Below are 20,153 nucleotides of genomic sequence, written 5' to 3' on the forward strand. Positions count from 1 at the left end.
CACTTCTACAATCACCATCGACCCCACACCGCAACCGGAGGCCAACCACCCATCACCCGACTGAACAACCTCCCTGGACATCACATCTATTGACGAGCTGGCGTTCCCTGACCCGGTGCGGTCGGCACCGGCGAACCCCGCCGGCGGCCGCCTCGGCGCTCCCGCACCTCACCGGTCACCCGGCAGACCAGGTAGATGAGGAACGACAGGGTGGTGACGTAGGGGCTGATCGGGATGGTGCCGCCGAGGGCGAGCAGGATCCCGCCCACCGCCGCGACGACGCCGAACACCACGCTGAGCACCGCCACGAGCCACGGCGTGGCCGTCACCCGCAGGGCGGCGGCCGCCGGGGTGATCAGCAGGGAGAGCACCAGCAGCGCCCCCACCACCTGGATGGACAACGCCACGGCCAGGCCGAGCAGCACCATGAAGCCGACCGACAGGGCACCGACCGGCAGCCCGCGCGCGGCGGCGAGGTCCGGGTCCGCGCTCGCGAAGACGAGGGGCCGCCACAGCACGGCCAGGCCGGCGAGGACGATGGCGGCGACGATCAGCAGCCACTGCAGCTGCACCGCCTCGACGGCGACGATCTGCCCGGTGAGTAGGCCGAACTTGTTGGCCGAGCGCCCCTGGTAGAGGGACAGGAACAGGATGCCCAGGCCCAGGCCGAAGGGCATCAGCACCCCGATGGTGGAGTTGCGGTCCCGGGCGCGCACGCCCATCAACCCGAGCACGACGGCGGCGAGCACCGAGCCGACGAGGGAGCCGGCGACCACGTCGGCCCCGACCAGCAGGGCGAACGCGGCCCCGGCGAAGGAGAGCTCGGCGATGCCGTGGACCGCGAAGGCGAGGTCCCGCATCATCACGAACACGCCGATCAGCCCGCCCACGAGGCCGAGCACCGCCGCGGCGACGAGGGACGTGGTGACCAGCGGCAGCAGTTCCCCGTAGTCGGAGAAGTCGATGATCGACCCCCACACGGCGTCGGCGTCCACGTCAGTTCTCCTCGTCGTGGTGGTGGTGGTGGGTGGTGGCGTCCGGCAGGCCGACGACGACGAGCCGGCCGCCGGTCTGGATCACCTCGACCCGGGTTCCGTACATCTGCGAGAGCACGTCCGTGCGCAGCACCTCGGCGGGGGTGCCGAGCCGGAACCGGCCGCCGACCAGGTACAGCACCCGGTCGACGTGCTCGAGGACGGGGTTGATCTCGTGGGTGACGAACACGACGGCGGTGCCGTGCTCGGTGCGGCGCCGGTCGATCAGCGCGGACACGGCCTGCTGGTGCTTCAGGTCCAGGGAGAGCAGCGGCTCGTCGCACAGCAGCAGATCCGGGTCGGTGGCCAGCGCCTGCGCCACCCGCAGCCGTTGCTGCTCACCGCCGGACAGGGCCCCGACCGGGGCGTCGGCGTAGCCGGTCGCGCCGACCCGCTCGAGCAGCTCGTCCACCCGCCGGGTGTGCTCGCGTCGTCGCACGCGCGGACCGAGCCGGGTGCCGTCCAGGCCGAGACCGACGAGGTCCCGGGCGCGCAGCGGCGTGTACGGGGCGAAGGGCCGCTGCTGCGGGATGTAGCCCGTCCGGGAGGCGGCCCGGCCGGGCGGCCTCCCGCCGACGGTGACCGTGCCGGCGTCCAGGTGCTGCAGCCCCAGCAGGGTGCGCAGCAGGGTCGTCTTGCCCGAGCCGTTCGGGCCGAGCACGGCCAGGAACTCGCCGGGTTCGACCGTCAGATCCAGGCCGTCGAAGATGCGGCGGTCGCCGAACGAGAGCGTGGCACCGGCGAGGCGGGCGGCGGGAGCGGTGTCGGGAACGGGGGTCACCGCGCGGTCCGGAGCGCGGACTCCACCCCGGAGATGTTGTCGGCCATCCAGTCAGCGTAGTGCTTGCCGTCCGGCAGGGTCTCGGTGAAGTCGACGACCGGGACGCCGGCGGTCCGCGCCGCCGTGGCGACCGTCCGGGTCTGCTCGCTCTCGGACTGCGTGTTGTAGGCCAGCAGAGCGACCTTCTTCTGCTGCATCAGCGTGCGCAGGGTGAACAGGTCCGTCGGCGAGACGTCCCCGCCCTCCTCGATCGCCTCGGAGAAGGACGCCGGGGTGACGTTGTGCAGGCCGGCGGCCTCCAGCAGGTACAGCGGCACCGGTTCGGTGATCGCGACGTCGCGGGTGGTGCCGCCCCCGGCGGCCTCGCCCTTGAGCGCGGCGAGCCGCTGCGTCAACCCGCTGATCCGCCCGGTCAGCGCCGTGGCGTTGGCGTCGAAGGTCGCCGCGTCGGCGGGCCGGGCCGCGGCCAGCCGGTCCTTGATCGCGGTGACCACCTTCTGCGCCGCCGGCAGGCTGTACCAGACGTGCTCGTTGAAGGCACCGTGGTCGTGATCGTGGCCGGCCTCGCCGTGGTCGTCGGCGCTCGCGTCGCCGCTCGACCCGGCGTCGTGCTCGTCCTCGGGCTCCAGCCCGGACGTCGCGACGGCGTCGACGACGTGGGCGGCGTCGACCTGGTTCTTCTCGACCAGGCCCTCCATGAACGTGTCGTACCCGCCGCCGTTGAGGATCACCAGGTCGGCGCGGGACACGGCGAGGCTGTCCCGCACGGTCGACTCGTAGGAGTGCGGGTCCTTGTCCGGGCCGCTGATCACGGAGGTCACCTCGACGGCGTCACCGCCGACGGTGGCCGCGAGGTCGCCGTACACGTCGGTGGACGCGACCACCTTCAGCCGCCCGTCTCCCCCGGAGGCGGCACCGGAGGAGCCGGCGGCGGCGTCACCCCCGCCGCACGCGGCGAGCGGCAGGAGCAGGGCGGCGACGGCCAGCGCGGACAGGACGCGAGCGGGGCGGGGCACGGTGGGACCTCGGTTCCGGGACGGGCGCCGGTCCGACGACGGACGGCGACGATCGAGTGCGGCAGATGACAACCGGTCGCATCAAGCGACCCCTCATCCTAACCACAGTCGCGAACCATTCGCATCTGGCCGGGCGCGGGACCGACCGGCCGGCCCGGCACCCGACCACCGGGGCGACAGCCGGTGGTCGCCCACCGACGGCGCTCAGCCGCGGCGGCGGGAGTCCTGCGTCTGCGTCGCGTCGCGGATCTCGCCGACCAGCTGCTCGATGATGTCCTCGAGGAACAGCACGCCCAGGGTCCGGCCGTTCCCGTCGATCACCCGCGCGAGGTGCGACCCCGTGCGCTGCATCAGCGCCAGCGCGTCCTCGACCTCCTCGTCCGGGGCGAGGTTGACCAGGGTCCGCACCCGCGACTCGGGGATCGGCCGCTGGTGGGCGGCGGGGTCGATGGCCAGCACGTCCTTCAGGTGCAGGTAGCCGGTGAGGTTGCCGCCCTCGTCGACGAACACGAAACGCGAGAACCCGGTGCGCCCCACGGTCCGCTCGAACTCCTCCGGCGTCGCGCCGACCTCGATGGTGACCAGGTCGTCGACCCCCACCATGGTGTCCCGGGCGCGGTGACCGGAGAACTCCAGGGCCCCGGAGATGATCCCCGCCTCGTCGTCGACCAGGCCGGTGCGCGTGGACTCCTCCACGATCGAGGCCAGCTCGTCGAGCGTGAACGTGGAGGTGACCTCGTCCTTCGGCTCGACCCCCAGCAGCCGGACGAGGTGGTTGGCGCTCCAGTTCAGCGCCATGATGACGTGCTTGACCAGGCGGCCGACGAACACGAGCGGCGGGGCCAGCACCAGGGCGGCCCGGTCCGCGACGGAGACCGAGATGTTCTTCGGCACCATCTCGCCGAGCGTGACGTGCAGGAACGTGACGATCAGCAGTGCGGCGGCGAAACCGACCACCGACGCCACCTCGGCGGAGAGACCGATCGACCCGAGCGGGTCGGCGATCAGGTGGTGGATCGCCGGCTCCGCGACCTGCAGGATCAACAGCGAGCACACGGTGATGCCCAGCTGGGCGCAGGCGAGCATCAGGGAGACGTGCTCCATCGCCCACAGCGTCGTGCGGGCCCGCCGGTGACCGGTCTCGGCCAGCGGCTCGATCTGGCTGCGGCGGGCGGACATGATTGCGAACTCGGCACCGACGAAGAACGCGTTGCCGATCAACAGGACGACGAGCCAGACGATGCCCCACCAGTCGCTCATCGGTCCTCCCCTCGAGCGGGAACGGCGTGCGAGCCCGCGGCGCGGGACGGCGACCCGCCGACGGCGGTGCGCGACGGCACGGCGGACGCCCCGCCGGTGGTGACGCCGTCGTCGTCGCCCCCGAGCACCGGCTCCTCGACGCGCTGGGTGAACCGGATCCGGTCGATCCGCCGGCCGTCCATCCGCTCGACGGTCAGGGTGCCGGACTCGAGCTCGACCGTGTCACCCGCGGCCGGGATCCGTCCGAGCGCGCTCATCACGAAGCCGCCGACCGTCTCATAGCCCGACTCGTCGGGTACCGACAGGCCGGGGATCTGCTCGCTGACCTCGTCGGGGCGCATCAGGCCGGGGAAGTACCAGTCCCCCGCCGCGCTCTGCAGCACACCGGGCTTGACCCGGTCGTGCTCGTCGGAGACCTCGCCGACGATCTCCTCGACCAGGTCCTCCAGGGTGACGATGCCGGCGGTGCCGCCGTACTCGTCCAGCACCACGGCCAGTTGCAGGTTGCCGTCGCGCAGTTCGGCGAGCAGCGCGTCCAGGTGCACGGTCTCGGGGACGCGCAGCACCTCGGTCATGATGACGCCGGCCGGCAGGTGGGCCCGCCGCTCGGCGGGCACCGCGATCGCCTTCTTCACGTGCACGACGCCGCGGATCTCGTCGACGGAGGAACCGAGCACCGGGAATCGGGAGTACCCGGTGCGGCGGGCGAGCTCGACGATGTCGGCCACGGTCGCGTCGTCCTCGACGGCGGCCATCCGGGGCCGCGGGGTCATCACGTCGGCCGCCGTCTGGCTCGCGAAGCCGAGCGTGCGGGAGACGAAGGTCGCCGTGCCGGCGTCGAGGGTGCCCAGCTGCGCGGAACGCCGCACCATCGAGGAGAGCTCCTCGGGCGACCGCGCCCCGGACAGCTCCTCCTTGGCCTCGAGGCCGACGAGGTGCAGGATCCGGTTGGCGAAGCCGTTGAGCACCACGATGGCGGGCTTGAACACGGCGGTGAACATCAGTTGCGGCCCGGCCAGCGCGCGGCCCAGCGGCAGCGCCATCGCGATCGCGATGTTCTTGGGCACCAGCTCGCCCAGCAGCATGGAGAACAGGGTCGCGACGACCATGGCGACGATCAGCGCGACGCCGTGCACCACGCCCTCGGGCACGCCCACCGCGGTCAGCGGGCCGCCGAGCAGCGTGGCGAGCGAGGGCTCCATGACGTAGCCCGTGAGCAGGGTGGTCAGGGTGATGCCGAGCTGGCAGCTGGAGAGCTGGGTCGAGAGGCTCTTGAGGCAGCGCAGCAGCGCCTCGGCCCCGCGCTCGCCGCGCTCGACGGAACGCTGCACCTGCGGCTGGTCGAGGGCGACGAGCGAGAACTCGACGGCGACGAAGAACCCGGTGCCGAGGATGAGCACGAACCCGGCGACCAGGAGCAGCCACTCCATCAACGGCTCCGGACCGGCGTCGACGGCCGGGGGGACGTCGCGGGGCGACGGGTGCGGAAGGCCCGATGGGGCCCCGAGGAACTTCGACCCGGGGCAGCGTCAGCTGCGCCCGGGGCGCTCCTCATGGATCGGCGGGGTGAGTGTCTTCCCATAAGGGCTCCAGTCTACAAGAGCCCGGCCGGGCGGATGCGGGGCGCCCGGCGGCCCGGTCACCGGCCCGGCGGCCCGGTCACCAGCTCTGCGCCAGCGGACGGCCCTCCTCGTATCCGGCGGCGGACTGGATGCCGACGACGGCCCGCTGCCGGAACTCAGTGAGGGTGCGCGCCCCCGCGTAGGTCATGGAGCTGCGCACGCCGGAGGTGATCCCGTCGAGCAGGTCCTGCACGCCCGGCCGCGCCGGGTCCAGGTACATCCGCGAGCTGGAGATGCCCTCCTCGAACAGGCCCTTGCGGGCGCGCTCGAAGGCCTCCTCCTGCTGGGTCCGGTGCTGCACCGCGCGGGCGGAGGCCATGCCGAAGCTCTCCTTGTAGAGGCGCCCGTCGGCGCCCTGCTGGAGGTCGCCGGGGCTCTCGTGGGTGCCGGCGAACCAGGAGCCGATCATCACCTGGCTCGCGCCGGCGGCCAGCGCGAGCGCGACGTCGCGCGGGTAACGCACGCCGCCGTCGGCCCACACGTGCCTGCCGAGCGCGCGGGCCTCGTCGGCGCACTCCAGCACGGCGCTGAACTGGGGCCGGCCCACGGCCGTCATCATCCGGGTGGTGCACATGGCGCCCGGGCCGACGCCGACCTTGATGATGTCGGCGCCCGCGTCGACGAGGTCGCGCACGCCGGCGGCGCTGACGACGTTGCCGGCGACGACGGGCACGTGCGGGGCCAGGGAGCGGACGGTCCGCAGCGCGTCGATCATGCGGCGCTGGTGCCCGTGCGCGGTGTCGACGACGAGCGTGTCGACGCCCGCGTCGAGCAGGCCGCGGGTCTTGGCGGCGACGTCGCCGTTGATGCCGACCGCGGCGGCGACCCGCAGGCGACCCTGGCCGTCGACGGCGGGACGGTACAGCCCGGAGCGCAGCACGCCGGTCCGGGTCAGGGCGCCGGCGAGCACGCCGTCCCGCACCACGGGGGCGAAGCCGGCCGCGGTGCCGGTGATCAGCCCGAACGCGTCGCGCAGGGCGGCCTCGGCGCGGGCCGGGTCCGAGGCGAGGTCCGCGGCGTCCAGGCCGGCCGCGTCGACGGTCAGGGCGGGGCGCAGCACGGAGTCCAGGGACGCGTAGCGGTCCACCCCCGCCAGGTCCGTCTCCCCCGCGATGCCGAGCACGCAGCCCTCGTCGTCGGCCACGACGACGTACCCGTGGGCGCGCTTGCCGATCAGGTGCAGCGCGTCGACCACGGTGTCGCCCGGGCCGAGCCGCACCGGAGTCTCGAAGACGGTGTGCCGGGCCTTGACCCAGGAGGTCACCTCGGCGATCACCGGCAGCGGCACGTCCTGCGGCAGCACGCCGAGGCCACCGCGGCGGGCGACGGTCTCGACCATCCGCCGGCCGGTCACGGCGGTCATGTTCGCCACGACGATCGGGATGGTCGTGCCGGTGCCGTCGTCGGTGGCGAGGTCGACGTCGAGCCGGGAGGCCACATCGGAGGCGGACGGGACCATGAACACGTCCGCGTACGTCAGATCGGTCGTGGGCTCGGTGAGGAACTTCATTCTCGGCGCTCTCCTGCGGCAATCGTGCTGGCGATCCAGACGGCAAACCTGACGACGATACCGTTCCTCGCACCGGTGCGGCAAATCCCGGACGCCGGGACCGCGCCGACACCGGGCGTCGTCGTGATTCGCCACCCCCGCGCGTCGTCACTAGACTGTCAGTGGTCTTCGCTGCCCAGGCGCGACCACGCGCGGCCTGACGACGTGCCGACCACGGACGTCCGCTGCGGTGCGCGTGACGCGAGCGCCTGTGCGGCCGGGACGACGGTGGATCGGGCAGCACAGACGGAAGAGGCGAATTCATTGCCACACCAACCACACCAGCGCATTCCCGAGGAGTTCGCGGGGAACGAGTGGCTCGTCGATGAACTGTACGAACAGTTCACGAAGGACCGGAACTCGGTCGACCAGAAGTGGTGGCCGATCTTCGACTCGTTCGACGCCGACGCGAACGGCACGGGCGCGGCGGCCGCGGGCAACGGTGCTCCGGCGGCCCCCACCACCGGGCAGGCCGCGTCGGCCTCCTCCTCGCCGCGGGCGGCGAAGCCCGCGCAGGACCGGGCGCCGCAGCAGCGGTCGCCTCAGGAGTCCCGCGGCACCGGCTCCGACGTGACGAACGAGGGCCCGGCGACCAACCCCGCCGATCCCGACGCCGACGCGAAGGGCAGCGCCGGGCCGATGCTGCTCGGCACCAAGCCCACCCCGATCGCCGAGCCCGGCACCAACAGCCGGCGCATCCGCACGCCGATCCCGGCGCAGCTGCCGACGAACGACCGCGACCAGCGCACCGAGGAGGACACCCGCACCGTCCTCAAGGGCGTCGCCAAGGCCGTGGCCGCGAACATGGACGCCAGCCTGACCGTGCCGACCGCCACCACCGTGCGCGCCGTCCCGGCCAAGCTGCTCGTGGACAACCGGATCGTGATCAACAACCACCTGCGCCGGGCGCAGGGCGGCAAGGTCTCCTTCACCCACCTCATCGGGTTCGCCGTCGTGCGGGCGCTGGCCGCGTTCCCGTCGCAGAACGTGCGCTACGAGGTGGTCGACGGCAAGCCCACCGCCGTGCAGCCGGCGCACGTGAACTTCGGCATCGCGATCGACCTGCCGAAGCCGGACGGCACCCGCACGCTCGTGGTGCCGAACATCAAGAAGGCCGAGACGATGAACTTCGTCGAGTTCTGGACGGCCTACGAGGATCTGGTCAAGCGGGCCCGCAACAACAAGCTGACCATGGACGACTACGCCGGGACCACGGTCTCCCTGACCAACCCCGGCGGCATCGGCACCGTGCACTCGGTGCCGCGGCTCTCCGCCGGCCAGGCCGCGATCGTCGGCGTCGGCGCCCTCGAGTACCCGGCCGAGTTCCAGGGCTCGAGCGAGAAGATCCTCGCCAAGCACGCGATCAGCAAGATCATCACGCTGACCTCGACGTACGACCACCGGGTCATCCAGGGTGCCGGCAGCGGCGAGTTCCTGCGCCTGGTGCACCAGCTGCTGCTCGGCGAGCAGGACTTCTACGACCACATCTTCGAGGTCCTGCGGATCCCCTACGAGCCGGTCCGCTGGGCGCAGGACGTGCAGGTCGACCCGATCGAGCAGATCAACAAGGTCGCCCGGATCCAGCAGCTGATCCACGCGTACCGGGTGCGGGGCCACCTGATGGCCGACATCAACCCGCTCGAATACGTCCAGCGCAAGCACCCCGACCTGGACATCCGCACCCACGGGCTCACCCTGTGGGATCTGGACCGGGAGTGGCCCACCGGCGGCTTCGGCGACAAGCCCAAACTGCTGCTGCGCGACATCCTCGGTGTCCTGCGCGACGCGTACTGCCGCAACGTCGGCATCGAGTACATGCACATCCAGTCCCCCACCGAGCGGGAGTGGTTCCAGGAGCGGCTCGAGCACCCGTACAAGAAGCCGGACCGCGAGGAGCAGCTGCACATCCTGGCGAAGCTCAACGCCGCCGAGGCGTTCGAGACGTTCCTGCAGACCAAGTTCGTCGGGCAGAAGCGGTTCTCCCTCGAGGGCAGCGAGTCCCTGATCCCGCTGCTGGACGCGATCATGGACAACGCGGCCGACGACGGGCTGGACGAGGTGGCCATCGGCATGGCCCACCGTGGCCGGCTGAACGTGCTGACCAACATCGCCGGCAAGACGTACGCCCAGGTGTTCCGCGAGTTCGAGGGCACCGTCGACCCGAAGTCCGTGCAGGGCTCCGGCGATGTGAAGTACCACCTCGGCACCGAGGGCTCGTACGTCTCCGAGAAGGGCAACTCGACCAAGGTCTACCTGGCCGCGAACCCGTCCCACCTGGAGGCCGTCGACTCGGTCGTCGAGGGCATCGTCCGGGCGAAGCAGGACCGGCTGGACCAGGGCGCCGACGGTCCCTCCTCGTTCCCGGTGCTCGCGGTGCAGGTGCACGGCGACGCGGCGTTCGCGGGTCAGGGCGTGGTGGCGGAGACGCTGAACCTCTCGCAGCTGCGCGGCTACCGCACGGGCGGCACGATCCACGTCATCGTCAACAACCAGGTGGGCTTCACCACCGCCCCGTCGTCAGGACGGTCCTCGGTCTACTCGACCGACGTCGCCCGGATGGTGCAGGCGCCGATCTTCCACGTCAACGGGGACGACCCGGAGTCCGTGGTGCGGGTCGCGCAGATGGCGTTCGCGTACCGTCAGCGGTTCCACAAGGACGTCGTGATCGACATGATCAGCTACCGCCGCCGCGGTCACAACGAGGGCGACGACCCCTCGATGACCCAGCCGATGATGTACACGCTGATCGAGCACAAGCGCTCCACCCGCAAGCTGTACACCGAGGCCCTCGTCGGCCGCGGCGACATCAGCCAGGAGGAGGCGGACCAGGCGCTGAAGGACTACCAGGAGCGGCTCGAGCGGGTGTTCTCCGAGACGCACGCCGCGCAGACCTCCCCCATGCCGGTCGTCACCCGGGACAGCGAAGCGGTCTCCGACCTCGAGCTGCCGGCCGCCCAGCAGCAGGACCGCGGCATCAACGTGCCCGACTCCACCGCCATCAGCGCCGACCGGCTGGCCCGGATCGGGCAGGCGCACCTGGACATCCCCGAGGGATTCACGGTGCACCCGAAGCTCAAGGCGCTGCTGGAGAAGCGGGAACAGATGTCCCGCGAGGGCGGCATCGACTGGGGCTTCGGCGAACTCGCCGCACTCGGCTCGCTGCTGATGGAGGGCGTGCCGGTCCGGCTCGCCGGGCAGGACTCGCGGCGCGGCACGTTCGTGCAGCGGCACGCCGTGTTCCACGACCGGGTCACCGGCGACGAGTGGACGCCGCTGACGCACCTGACCGAGGACCAGGCGAAGCTGTGGATCTACGACTCGCTGCTGAGCGAGTACGCGGCCATGGGCTTCGAGTACGGCTACTCGGTGGAACGTCCGGACGCCCTCGTGCTGTGGGAGGCGCAGTTCGGCGACTTCGCCAACGGCGCGCAGACCATCATCGACGAGTTCATCTCCTCCGCGGAGCAGAAGTGGGGCCAGCGGTCCTCGCTCGCCCTGCTGCTGCCGCACGGCTACGAGGGTCAGGGCCCGGACCACTCCTCCGCCCGGATCGAGCGGTACCTGACGATGTGCGCCGAGGACAACATGACGGTGGCCAACCCGACCACCCCGGCGTCGCACTTCCACCTGCTGCGGCGGCACGCCTTCAGCAAGCCGCGCCGGCCGCTGATCGTGTTCACGCCGAAGCAGCTGCTCCGGCTCAAGGCCGCGGCCTCGTCGGTCGAGGACTTCACGCAGGGCACGTTCCGGCCGGTGATCGGCGATACGGCGAACCTGCGGGCGGAGGACGTCAAGCGCGTCGTCATCGTCTCGGGCCGGCTGTACTACGACCTGGCGGCGCACCGCGAGAAGCAGGGCACCACCGACACCGCGATCATCCGGGTGGAGCGGCTCTACCCGCTGCCGCTGGAGGAGGTGCGCGCCGAGCTGGCGCAGTATCCGAACGCGGAGATCGTGTGGGCGCAGGACGAGCCGGCGAACCAGGGACCGTGGCCGTTCATGGGCCTGAACCTGGTGCCGGAGCTGGATCGTCCGGTGCGCCTCGTCTCCCGGCCGGCGTCGGCCTCCCCCGCCACGGGATCCGCCAAGCGGCACGCGGTGGAGCTGCAGGGGCTCGTCTCCTCGGCGTTCGCGCAGGACTGACGCTCGTGCAGCGGGCGCCGAGGTCGATCCCCGGCGCCCGCTGCCCTGTCCCCCACTGATCTGGTTCCGTCCCTCCGAGGAGGGCGAGGAAGGCTGTGCTCCGCGTGTTCGAGCAACGCACTGTGCGCATCAGCGCCGTCGGCGACGAGCTGCTGGCCGGGGTGGGCGATCCGCGCGCCCTCGGCTGGTTCGGCCGGGTGATCGCCCGGACCCCCACCGACGACCTGGACCTGGCGGCCTACACGCTGGCCGCCCCGCAGGAGGGCACCGAGGCCCTGGCCGCCCGCTGGCAGGATGAGGTGGGCCGCCGGTTCGAGGACGGCGCGGAGAACCGCCTCGTCATCGGGCTCGCGGCGCACGACCTGGACGTCGAGGTCTCCAGCGCCCGCAGCCGGCTGAACCTCGCGAACATCATCGACGGCGCCTCCCAGCAGGGCATCCCCGTGATCGTGGTCGGGCCGCCGCCGGGGCTCGACCCGGTGCGGAACCGCCGGCTTGCCGACCTCTCCGCTGCCTTCGCCGACGTGACCACGCGGCGTCGCCACATCTACGTGGACACGTTCACCCCGCTGCAGCACCACGAGCAGTGGCGCGCGGACCTGGCCGCCAACGACGGCCGGCCGGGGCAGGCCGGGTACGGGCTGCTCGCGTGGCTCGTGCTGCACCGCGGCTGGTACGAGTGGATGCGGCTGCCCGTCCCGGCGTGACGGTGGGCCGACCGCGAGCGGCTACCGGTCCCGCGAGGAGAGCAGGCAGAACTCGTTGCCCTCGGGGTCGGCGAAGACGTCCCAGCTGACGTCGGGTCCCTGCCCGACGTCGACGCGGGCGGCTCCCAGCCGTAGCAACCGGTCGACCTGCTCGTCCCGGTCCAGGCTGGTATGCGGCGCCAGATCCAGGTGGATCCGGTTCTTCACCGTCCTGCTCTCCGGCACCGGGACGAACACCATACCCGGCGGCACCCGGTCGAACGGGGTGGCGGCGAGCGCCTCCTCATCGGCCCAGGCCGGGACGATCACCACCTCGTCGGCCGCCTCGTACACGATCCGCCAGTGGAGCACCTCGGCCCACCAGCGGGCCTGGGCGGCAACGTCGGACGAGTCGATGACGATCGAGTACCAGCGCAGGTCCACGGTTCCTCCTGGGGTGCGGTGCGGCCGGACACCAGGAGCGTACGTGCCGATGCGGACAGCTCCCGTCCGCCCTCACCTCACGGGGTGGCTTCCGCGTCCGGAACACGTCCCCCGCTGTGGGAGAATGGACGGCGACGATGACGACCGACGGCGAAGGAGGCAGTGATGAGCAAGCGGGCACGTAAGCGCCGCGACCGCAAGCGCGGTGGAGCCAACCACGGCAAGCGGCCGAACACCTGAGCCGTTGACGGCACGAGAGAGGGCCCCGGACACACGTCCGGGGCCCTCTCGGCGTGTTCCGTGCGGATCGACCGCGGGAACGGGAGCTCTCAGCGGGAGACGCGCACGGCCGTGATCCGGCTGATGATGGTGGCCTTGAGCGTCTCGGGGGCGGTCTCGGCGCAGCTGCGGCGCACGACGGTGCGGATCACCCGCTCCACCTCCTCCTCCTGGACGCACTCGGGGCAGTGGTCCAGGTGCGCCTTGATCTCGTCGATGTCCTCGCGCGGCAGGGCGCCGTCGAGGTACTCGTAGAGCCGCTCGATCCGGGCGTCCGTGCAGCCGCCGAGGGCCGTGCAGTCATCCTCACTCATGTCGTCTTCTCCTTGGTGGTGCTGCTCACCCGCATGCCGCGGTCCGCGGCGTAGTCGGAGAGCTTCTCTCGCAACAACCTCCGGCCGCGGTGCAGCCGGGACATCACGGTGCCGATCGGCGTGCCCATGATCTCCGAGATCTCCTTGTAGGCGAAGCCCTCGACGTCGGACAGGTACACGGCCAGCCGGAAGTCCTCGGGGATCTCCTGCAGCGCGCGCTTGACGTCGGAGTCCGGCAGGTGGTCGAGCGCCTCGACCTCGGCGGAGCGCAGCCCGGTCGACGTGTGCGACTCGGCGCGGGCAATCTGCCAGTCCTCGATGTTCTCCGACTGCGACTGCTGCGGCTCACGTTGCCGCTTGCGGTAGAGGTTGATGTACGTGTTGGTCAGGATCCGGTACAGCCAGGCCTTGAGGTTCGTGCCCGGCTTGTACTGGTGGAAGGCCGAGAAGGCCTTGGCATAGGCCTCCTGCACCAGGTCCTCGGCGTCCGCGGGATTGCGCGCCATCCGCAGGGCCGCCGAGTAGAGCTGATCGACGTACTGGAGCGCGTCCCGCTCGAAGCGGGCCCGGCGTTGGTCCGGCGTCTCACGGGCGACGTCGACGTCGGGGGAATCGGTCGGCGCGTCGCTCGCGGCGTCGTCGGCCGCGGGAGAGGGCGTGCGTGGTGCTGAAGTCATCGTCGCCCAGTCTACTGGCGTCGCCTCGAGCACCGGCATGGCCCCTCCCTCCCGCGTCCGTCGCTGGTGTTCCTTCCACCAGATGCCAACCACGCGTCGTGGCGCGAATATTCCCCCGCGGCCGGCGACCGGCCTGCGTGTCGCGCCCGCCGCGTTCCGCCCGCGGGTGGGCGGAGGCGGGAAAAGATGGAAAACTGGCAAGCACCGACCCTCGGCGTCGGTGCGCGGGGCGGCCGATCGACCGTCGTCGCACGTCCGCGCCGTCGTTCCCACACTGGAGGCAGATCATGACGCTCGTTCGTTTCTTCGCCCGACCCGCCCTCGCCGGCACCTTCGTCCTCTCCGGCATCGACCGGTTCAAGAACGCCGCGAGCCAGGCCTCCTCCCTGCAGCCCGTGATCGGCGGCCTGCGTTCGGTGGCCCCCCAGGTCGCCGCGTACACCCGCGACGAGGTCACGGTCACCAAGGTCCTCGGCGGCGTGCAGGCCGGCGCCGGTGCGCTGCTGGCCGTCGGCAAGGTCACCCGCCTGGCCTCGACCGTGCTGGTCGGCACGCAGGCGGTGAACGCCTGGGTCGAGTTCACGCAGGCGCCCGCCGACACGGCAGAGGAGAAGGCCGCCCGGCGCACCCAGCTGCTCAGGAACGTCGGCCTCGCCGGTGGCGCCGCCCTCGCGGCCGTCGACCGCAACGGCAAGCCCTCCCTGGCCTGGCGTGCCGAGCACGCGGCCGCCGGCGCCAAGCGCTCCGCCGCCCGGTCCGAGACCCGCAAGAACCTGCAGAAGTCGGCCGCGGAGGCGAAGAAGAACGTCCGCAGCGTCGCCGCGGACACGAAGAAGAACCTGGTCTCCAGCACGGCGGACGCCCGGAAGAGCGTCCGCGACGCCGCCGCGAAGACCTCGAAGGCCGCCGCCAGGAACGCGAAGCCCGCGTCGAAGAACGCCTCGACCTGGCAGAAGAGGGCCGAGAAGCAGCTCAAGGCCGCCGGCATCCTCTGAAGCGGCGCGCCCGCAGCACCGTGGACAGCATGACCGGCACCGACGACGCGGCGCAGCGGAGCCTCCCCTGGTGGGAGGCTCCGCTCGCGCCGCAGCCCGTGGACGCGGTGCTCAGCGTGCCCGGCTCGAAGTCCCTGACCAACCGGTACCTCGTGCTCGGTGCCCTCGCCGGCGACGGGTCGCGGCTGCGCTCGCCCCTGCACTCCCGGGACACCCACCTCATGCTGGCCGCGGTCCGGGCGCTCGGGGCGCGAGTCGAGGACGTGCCCGGTGACGGCGACTTCGGCCCGGACTGGCGGTTCACCGCCCCGATACCCACCGGCGTGCCCGCCCCGGAGGTCTCCGACGCGGCCGGTGCCTCCGGCCCGGCCCCTGAGCGGTCGGTCGACTGCGGGCTCGCCGGCACCGTGATGCGCTTCGTCCCGCCGCTGGCGGCCCTGACGGACGGGCCGGTGCGGTTCGACGGCGACGAGGGCGCCCGGCGCCGGCCCATGGCCGCCGTCCTGCACGGACTGCGCGCGCTCGGGGTCACCGTCGACGACGACGGCCGGGGCACCCTGCCGTTCACCGTGCACGGCACCGGCGCGGTGACCGGCGATCACGTGGTGATCGACGCGTCCGCGTCCTCCCAGTTCGTCTCGGCCCTGCTGCTCGCCGCTCCGCGCTTCGCCCGTGGGCTGCGGCTCGAGCATGCCGGGGCCCCGATCCCGAGCCTGCCGCACGTGGAGATGACCGTGCAGGTGCTGCGCGAGGCGGGCGTCGCCGTGGACGACGGCACCCCCGACGTCTGGACGGTCCGACCCGGGCCCGTGCGTCACTTCGACGTGGCGGTCGAGCCGGACCTCTCCAACGCCGGCCCGTTCCTGGCCGCGGCCCTGGTGACCGGGGGCCGGGTCACCGTCACCGGCTGGCCCGAGCACACCACGCAGGGCGGGGACCACTGGCGGCAGATCCTGCCCGCCTTCGGGGCGACCGTCACGCGCGGACCGGACCTGCTCACCGTCACGGGGCCCACGCGGTTGCGCCCGGTCGACCTCGACCTCTCCGCCGCGGGTGAGCTGGCCCCCACCGTCGCCGCCCTCGCCGCCGTGGCGCCGGGCCGGTCACGGCTGCGCGGCATCGCGCACCTGCGCGGTCACGAGACCGACCGGCTGGCCGCGCTGCGGGCCGAACTGACCCGCGCGGGCGCCACCACCAGCGAGACCGACGACGGTCTGGTGATCGACGGCGGCGCACTGCACGCCGCCGACCTGCGCAGTTACGCCGACCACCGGATGGCGACGTTCGGCGCGGTGCTCGGGCTCGTCACCCCGGGCGTGCGCGTGCAGGACATCGCCACCACCGCCAAGACGATGCCCGAGTTCGCCGACCTGTGGGCGCGGATGCTCGCGGGCACCGCCTGAGGCCCGCGTGCCCGTGACCGAGACCGCAAGGACGCCGTGAGCGGGCGCGAGTGGGACGAGTCGGACGTGCGCATCCGGCCGAACAAGCGCGGCACGCGGCCCCGCACGAAGGACCGGCCCGAGCACCGGGACGCCGTCGTCGGCCGCATCGTCACCGTGGACCGCGGCCGGTACACGACCGTGGTCGACGAGGACACGGCCGACGAACGCGTCGTCATCGCGGCCCGCGCGCGGGAGCTGCGCCGTACCGCGATCGTGCCGGGGGACGAGGTCGACCTGGTCGGCGACGTCAGCGGCACCGCGGACACTCTCGCGCGGCTCGTGCGCATCCGGGACCGGCGGACGGTGCTGCGCCGGTCAGCGGACGACACCGACCCGGTGGAGCGCGTCGTCGTCGCCAACGCGGACCAGCTCGTGATCGTCACCGCCGCCGCCCGGCCCGAGCCGCGCACCGGGTTCGTGGATCGCGCGCTGGTGGCCGCTTACGACGCCGGCATCGCTCCCCTGCTGTGCCTGACCAAGGCCGATCTCGCCGACCCGGCCCCGTTCCTGGCCAACTACGCGCACCTCGACCTGCCCGTGGTGATCAGCCGGGCGGGCTCGGCCGCCGGCGAGGAGGACGACGCGGCACTGGACCCGGAGGCGATCGAGGCCCTGCGGCGCCGGCTCGACGGGCGGATCAGCGTGCTGATCGGGCACTCCGGGGTGGGCAAGTCCACCCTCGTCAACGCCCTCTCCGACGCCGGCCGCGCGACCGGCACGGTCAACGACGTGACCGGCCGCGGGCGGCACACCTCCTCCTCGGCCCTCGCGATCCGGCTGGCCGACGGCGCCGCCGGCAGCTGGATCATCGACACCCCCGGCATCCGGTCCTTCGGGCTGGCCCACGTCTCGGCCGACACGCTGCTGCGCGCGTTCGACGACCTGGAGCCCGGGGCGGAGCAGTGCCCGCGCGGGTGCGAGCACCGCAGCCCCGACGACGGCTGCGAACTGGACGGATGGGTGGCCGACGGTGGTGCGGGCCCGGCCGGCCCCGCACGGCTGGCATCGTTCCGGCGGCTGCTCGGCGTGGGGGCGGACGCCGCGGCGGCTCAGAAGGAACTCGGCGCCGCCGAGGCCCCCGGCCCCCTCCCCTCCCGCTGACCGGTCAGCGTGGGGGAATCGAGGGGCGGGGACGCCGGGCGACTCGTTCGAGGGCGACGACGTCCCGGGCGAAGGAGACGGTGAGCAGCGCCAGGGCGACGGCCACCAGTACGCCGGCCACCGGCACCGGCAGCACCGGGACCAGCGCGACGACCAGCACGACGCCCTGCACGGCGGCCACGATCCGCCGGAACCGGCTGAACCCGAGGGGGCCCCGCAGCGCCGGCCGCCACCAGGAGAGGGCCACGAAGGCGTAGCGCATCAGTCCGACCGCCAGCACCCACGGCCCCAGCACGCACGTCAGGGGGACGGACAACACGAGCAGCAGCGCCGCGTCGGTCTCCATGTCCAGCCGCGACCCCGGCGCGGACGCGGTGCCGGTGCGGCGGGCCACCCAACCGTCGACGGCGTCCAGCAGCACCGCCGGGGCCGCCAGCAGGAGCAGCCACCAGGACCGGAAGGGAACCGCCCCCAGCAGGGCCAGCACGACGATCGTGGCGCAGCCGCCGCCCAGCACCGCCCGCGTCAGCGTCACCCGGTCCGCCGGCGTGGAGAACAGCGGACGACGCCGCGCGACGCTGACCACCCCGACGGACACCAGCGTGAGCCCGCTGATCACGGCGGCGGCGCTGCCGAAGGGCGAGGCACCCCCGAACTGGACCAGCAGGATGCCCACCCCCAGGCAACCGAGCACGGTCACGACGACATCGAGCACCGCGCGCTGACCGACCCGGCTCGCCATCCGGTGCATCGCCGCCTCCGTCGCCCGTCGCGTCCTGCGCCCGCCGCCGCCCGCACGCGAACGGCGTGCCCGCACGGGGCCGCACGGGCACGTGGAGCCATCTTCCTCCGGAACCGGCTCCGTGGGCCAGCGCCCGACCGGACGCGCGCGTGCGCCGCCCGTGCCCCACCTTCCCGGGACGGCGCCTCGCTAGACTGCCGGCATGGGACCAGCCGGGCGACCAGGGCCGGACCGGCCCCGTCGTCCCGGGCTCCGGACGCTCACCCTCGTGCTGCAGGTGGGCGTGACGGTCGGGATCCTCGTCTGGGTCGTGATCGTGTGGGGTCCCGCGCCGTTCGCCGCCGCGACCCGGGTGTTGACGGTGCCCGCGGCCGTCGCCGGGTTGCTGCTGGGCGCGTTCGGCGTTCTGCTCCAGGCCGGCCGCTGGCGCCTCGTCGCCCGCACCCGCGGCCTGAGCATCACGCCCGGCGCGGCCGTCTCCCGCTGCTGGCAGGCGGCCTTCCTCAACGCCGTGCTCCCCGGCGGGCTGGCCGGGGACGCGCTGCGCGCCGTCGAACAGCCCCGGGCCGGGACGGACTCCCCCGGCGCGACCCTCAAGCGCAGCGCCGGCACCGTCACGGCCGAGCGCCTGGCCGGGACGACGGTGGTCTTCACCGCGGCAGGGATCGCCCTGCTGGCCCTGCAGCCCGCCGTCGGGCTGCTGTCCCTGGCCGTCGCGGCGGTGTGCGCCGCGGTCGCGTGGCCGTGGTTGCGGTGGCTGACCCGTGGCGACCTGGCCCGGGTGGCCGGGCTCTCGGTCGCGGGCTGGGCCGTGTTCGCGGCGATGTTCGTGGTGGCGCTGCTCGTCGTCGCGCCGGACGTGCCGCTCGGCCAGGCGCCGGCGCTGGCCGCGATCAGCCTCGCCGGCATGTCCGTGCCCCTGAACGTGGCCGGCTGGGGACCGCGCGAGGGCACCGCCGCGCTCGGCTTCCTGCTCGTCGGTCAGCCACCCGGGCTGGGCGTCGCCGTGTCCGTCGCGTACGGCCTGCTGGCGCTCGTCTCCGTGCTGCCGGGCGGGCTCGTCCTGCTGGCCCGTACACTGCGCAGGGACCGTCTGCGCCCGTCCGGCGACCCGGACGACGCCGGGCACCGCCCGCCGCGACCCCCATCCGACCACCCCCGATCACGCCACGCCCGCCGGGCGGCACAGGAGAGACCATGACAGCTCGCGACCGGACGTCCTCGCCCTGGACCGAGGACCTGCGCCTCGCCCACGTGATCGCGGACGCGGTCGACGCGCAGACGATGACGCGGTTCAAGGCCCAGGACCTGACGGTGGAGACCAAGCCGGACATGACCCCGGTCAGCGACGCCGACACCGCCGCCGAGGAGTCCATCCGCGCCCAGCTCGCCCGGGTGCGGCCGCGGGACGCCGTGCTCGGGGAGGAATTCGGCTCGACCGGCTCGGGGCCGCGCCGGTGGGTGATCGATCCCATCGACGGCACCAAGAACTTCGTCCGCGGCGTGCCGGTGTGGGCGACGTTGATCGCCCTGATCGACGAGGGGCGACCGGTGGTCGGCGTCGTCTCGGCCCCGGCGCTGAACAAGCGCTGGTGGGCCGCCGAGGGCGGCGGGGCGTTCACCGGCCGGTCCCTCGCCGCGGCGACCCGGCTGCGGGTCTCCGACGTCGGTACGCTCGCCGATGCGTCCCTCTCCTACTCCTCCCTCGGCGGCTGGCGGGAGCGGGGCGGCCTGGACGCGTTCCTCGACCTGACCGACGCCGTGTGGCGCACCCGCGCGTACGGGGACTTCTGGTCCTACTGCCTCGTCGCCGAGGGCGCCGTCGACATCGCCTGCGAGCCCGAGCTCAATCTGCATGACATGGCGGCACTGGTGCCGATCGTCACCGAGGCCGGCGGCCGGTTCACCTCCCTCGACGGCGTCGACGGACCCTTCGGCGGCAACGCCCTGGCCACGAACGCCCGGCTGCACACCGAGGTGCTGCGCCGGCTCAACCCCGGCCTGGACGAACTCGCCCTCACCCCCGCCGAGCGCTGACCCCGGCGCGCCCGCCGCCCCGGCCATG

General features: G+C 72.9%; 18 protein-coding genes. 8 read left to right on the forward strand and 10 right to left on the reverse strand.

Features of this window, described 5'->3' with window-relative positions:
- Positions 1 to 86: 86 nt before the first annotated feature.
- From IEX22_RS06145 to guaB1, 6 genes are all read right to left on the reverse strand, one after another.
- Positions 87 to 995, reverse strand: a complete 909-nt coding sequence (locus tag IEX22_RS06145; RefSeq protein ID WP_188667459.1) for a metal ABC transporter permease — start codon at positions 993 to 995, stop codon at positions 87 to 89.
- A 1-nt stretch (position 996) separates the two neighbouring features.
- Entirely contained in the window at positions 997 to 1,815 is an 819-nt protein-coding gene (locus IEX22_RS06150) for a metal ABC transporter ATP-binding protein (RefSeq protein WP_188667460.1), read from the reverse strand.
- Positions 1,812 to 2,831 (reverse strand): metal ABC transporter solute-binding protein, Zn/Mn family, encoded by a 1,020-nt coding sequence (locus IEX22_RS06155; protein WP_188667461.1) that lies wholly within the window; start codon positions 2,829 to 2,831, stop codon positions 1,812 to 1,814. Before IEX22_RS06155 ends, IEX22_RS06150 begins: the two co-directional genes overlap by 4 nt.
- Before the next feature lie 204 nt (positions 2,832 to 3,035).
- On the reverse strand, positions 3,036 to 4,091 hold the full coding sequence (locus IEX22_RS06160) for a hemolysin family protein (RefSeq protein ID WP_188667462.1): 1,056 nt from the start codon (positions 4,089 to 4,091) through the stop codon (positions 3,036 to 3,038).
- Positions 4,088 to 5,521, reverse strand: coding sequence for a hemolysin family protein (locus IEX22_RS06165; protein ID WP_188667463.1), 1,434 nt, complete (start codon positions 5,519 to 5,521; stop codon positions 4,088 to 4,090). Before IEX22_RS06165 ends, IEX22_RS06160 begins: the two co-directional genes overlap by 4 nt.
- A gap of 229 nt (positions 5,522 to 5,750) precedes the next feature.
- A complete protein-coding gene (guaB1, locus tag IEX22_RS06170; protein ID WP_188667464.1) occupies positions 5,751 to 7,223 on the reverse strand; it encodes a GMP reductase in 1,473 nt (490 codons plus the stop codon).
- Between the two features lie 303 nt (positions 7,224 to 7,526).
- On the opposite strand from guaB1, the gene IEX22_RS06175 reads away from it, so the two are divergent.
- Positions 7,527 to 11,405, forward strand: a complete 3,879-nt coding sequence (locus IEX22_RS06175) for a multifunctional oxoglutarate decarboxylase/oxoglutarate dehydrogenase thiamine pyrophosphate-binding subunit/dihydrolipoyllysine-residue succinyltransferase subunit (RefSeq protein WP_188667465.1) — start codon at positions 7,527 to 7,529, stop codon at positions 11,403 to 11,405.
- A 104-nt stretch (positions 11,406 to 11,509) separates the two neighbouring features.
- Positions 11,510 to 12,112 carry a GDSL-type esterase/lipase family protein gene (locus IEX22_RS06180; RefSeq protein ID WP_306464428.1) on the forward strand — a complete coding sequence of 201 codons (603 nt, stop codon included), beginning with the start codon at positions 11,510 to 11,512 and terminating at the stop codon, positions 12,110 to 12,112.
- Positions 12,113 to 12,133: 21 nt separating this feature from the next.
- Here IEX22_RS06180 and IEX22_RS06185 read toward each other — a convergent pair whose 3' ends face one another.
- Entirely contained in the window at positions 12,134 to 12,535 is a 402-nt protein-coding gene (locus tag IEX22_RS06185) for a VOC family protein (RefSeq protein WP_188667467.1), read from the reverse strand.
- A gap of 165 nt (positions 12,536 to 12,700) precedes the next feature.
- Here IEX22_RS06185 and IEX22_RS16530 point away from each other — a divergent pair, with 165 nt between their 5' ends.
- On the forward strand, positions 12,701 to 12,775 hold the full coding sequence (locus IEX22_RS16530) for a 50S ribosomal protein bL37 (protein ID WP_369299106.1): 75 nt from the start codon (positions 12,701 to 12,703) through the stop codon (positions 12,773 to 12,775).
- 89 nt (positions 12,776 to 12,864) lie between these two features.
- On the opposite strand, the gene rsrA is transcribed toward IEX22_RS16530, so the two are convergent.
- Both rsrA and IEX22_RS06195 read right to left on the reverse strand, forming a co-directional pair.
- A complete protein-coding gene (gene rsrA, locus IEX22_RS06190; protein ID WP_188667468.1) occupies positions 12,865 to 13,128 on the reverse strand; it encodes a mycothiol system anti-sigma-R factor in 264 nt (87 codons plus the stop codon).
- Positions 13,125 to 13,844, reverse strand: coding sequence for a sigma-70 family RNA polymerase sigma factor (locus IEX22_RS06195; protein WP_438816602.1), 720 nt, complete (start codon positions 13,842 to 13,844; stop codon positions 13,125 to 13,127). Before IEX22_RS06195 ends, rsrA begins: the two co-directional genes overlap by 4 nt.
- Before the next feature lie 248 nt (positions 13,845 to 14,092).
- On the opposite strand from IEX22_RS06195, the gene IEX22_RS06200 reads away from it, so the two are divergent.
- From IEX22_RS06200 to rsgA, 3 genes are read left to right on the forward strand one after another with little or no spacing between them, the layout of a single operon-like run.
- A complete protein-coding gene (locus IEX22_RS06200; protein WP_188667470.1) occupies positions 14,093 to 14,800 on the forward strand; it encodes a DoxX family protein in 708 nt (235 codons plus the stop codon).
- Between the two features lie 29 nt (positions 14,801 to 14,829).
- Positions 14,830 to 16,203, forward strand: a complete 1,374-nt coding sequence (aroA, locus tag IEX22_RS06205; RefSeq protein ID WP_188667471.1) for a 3-phosphoshikimate 1-carboxyvinyltransferase — start codon at positions 14,830 to 14,832, stop codon at positions 16,201 to 16,203.
- Positions 16,204 to 16,239: 36 nt separating this feature from the next.
- Positions 16,240 to 17,346, forward strand: a complete 1,107-nt coding sequence (gene rsgA / locus IEX22_RS06210) for a ribosome small subunit-dependent GTPase A (RefSeq protein ID WP_188667472.1) — start codon at positions 16,240 to 16,242, stop codon at positions 17,344 to 17,346.
- 4 nt (positions 17,347 to 17,350) lie between these two features.
- Here the strand turns inward: rsgA and IEX22_RS06215 are convergent, their stop codons facing one another.
- Positions 17,351 to 18,097, reverse strand: coding sequence for a CDP-alcohol phosphatidyltransferase family protein (locus IEX22_RS06215; protein WP_188667473.1), 747 nt, complete (start codon positions 18,095 to 18,097; stop codon positions 17,351 to 17,353).
- Between the two features lie 193 nt (positions 18,098 to 18,290).
- Between IEX22_RS06215 and IEX22_RS06220 the strand changes: the two genes are divergently transcribed.
- Together IEX22_RS06220 and hisN are read left to right on the forward strand one after the other, a co-directional pair.
- Positions 18,291 to 19,289: a lysylphosphatidylglycerol synthase transmembrane domain-containing protein gene (locus tag IEX22_RS06220; protein WP_188667474.1), complete on the forward strand. Its 999-nt coding sequence runs from the start codon at positions 18,291 to 18,293 to the stop codon at positions 19,287 to 19,289.
- The gene (gene hisN / locus IEX22_RS06225) at positions 19,286 to 20,125 is read left to right on the forward strand and encodes a histidinol-phosphatase (RefSeq protein WP_188667475.1); all 840 of its coding nucleotides are present in this window, start codon (positions 19,286 to 19,288) and stop codon (positions 20,123 to 20,125) included. The genes IEX22_RS06220 and hisN overlap by 4 nt, the downstream gene beginning before the upstream one ends.
- Positions 20,126 to 20,153: the final 28 nt, after the last annotated feature.

Source organism: Tersicoccus solisilvae (genome assembly GCF_014643255.1).
Taxonomy (GTDB): domain Bacteria; phylum Actinomycetota; class Actinomycetes; order Actinomycetales; family Micrococcaceae; genus Tersicoccus; species Tersicoccus solisilvae.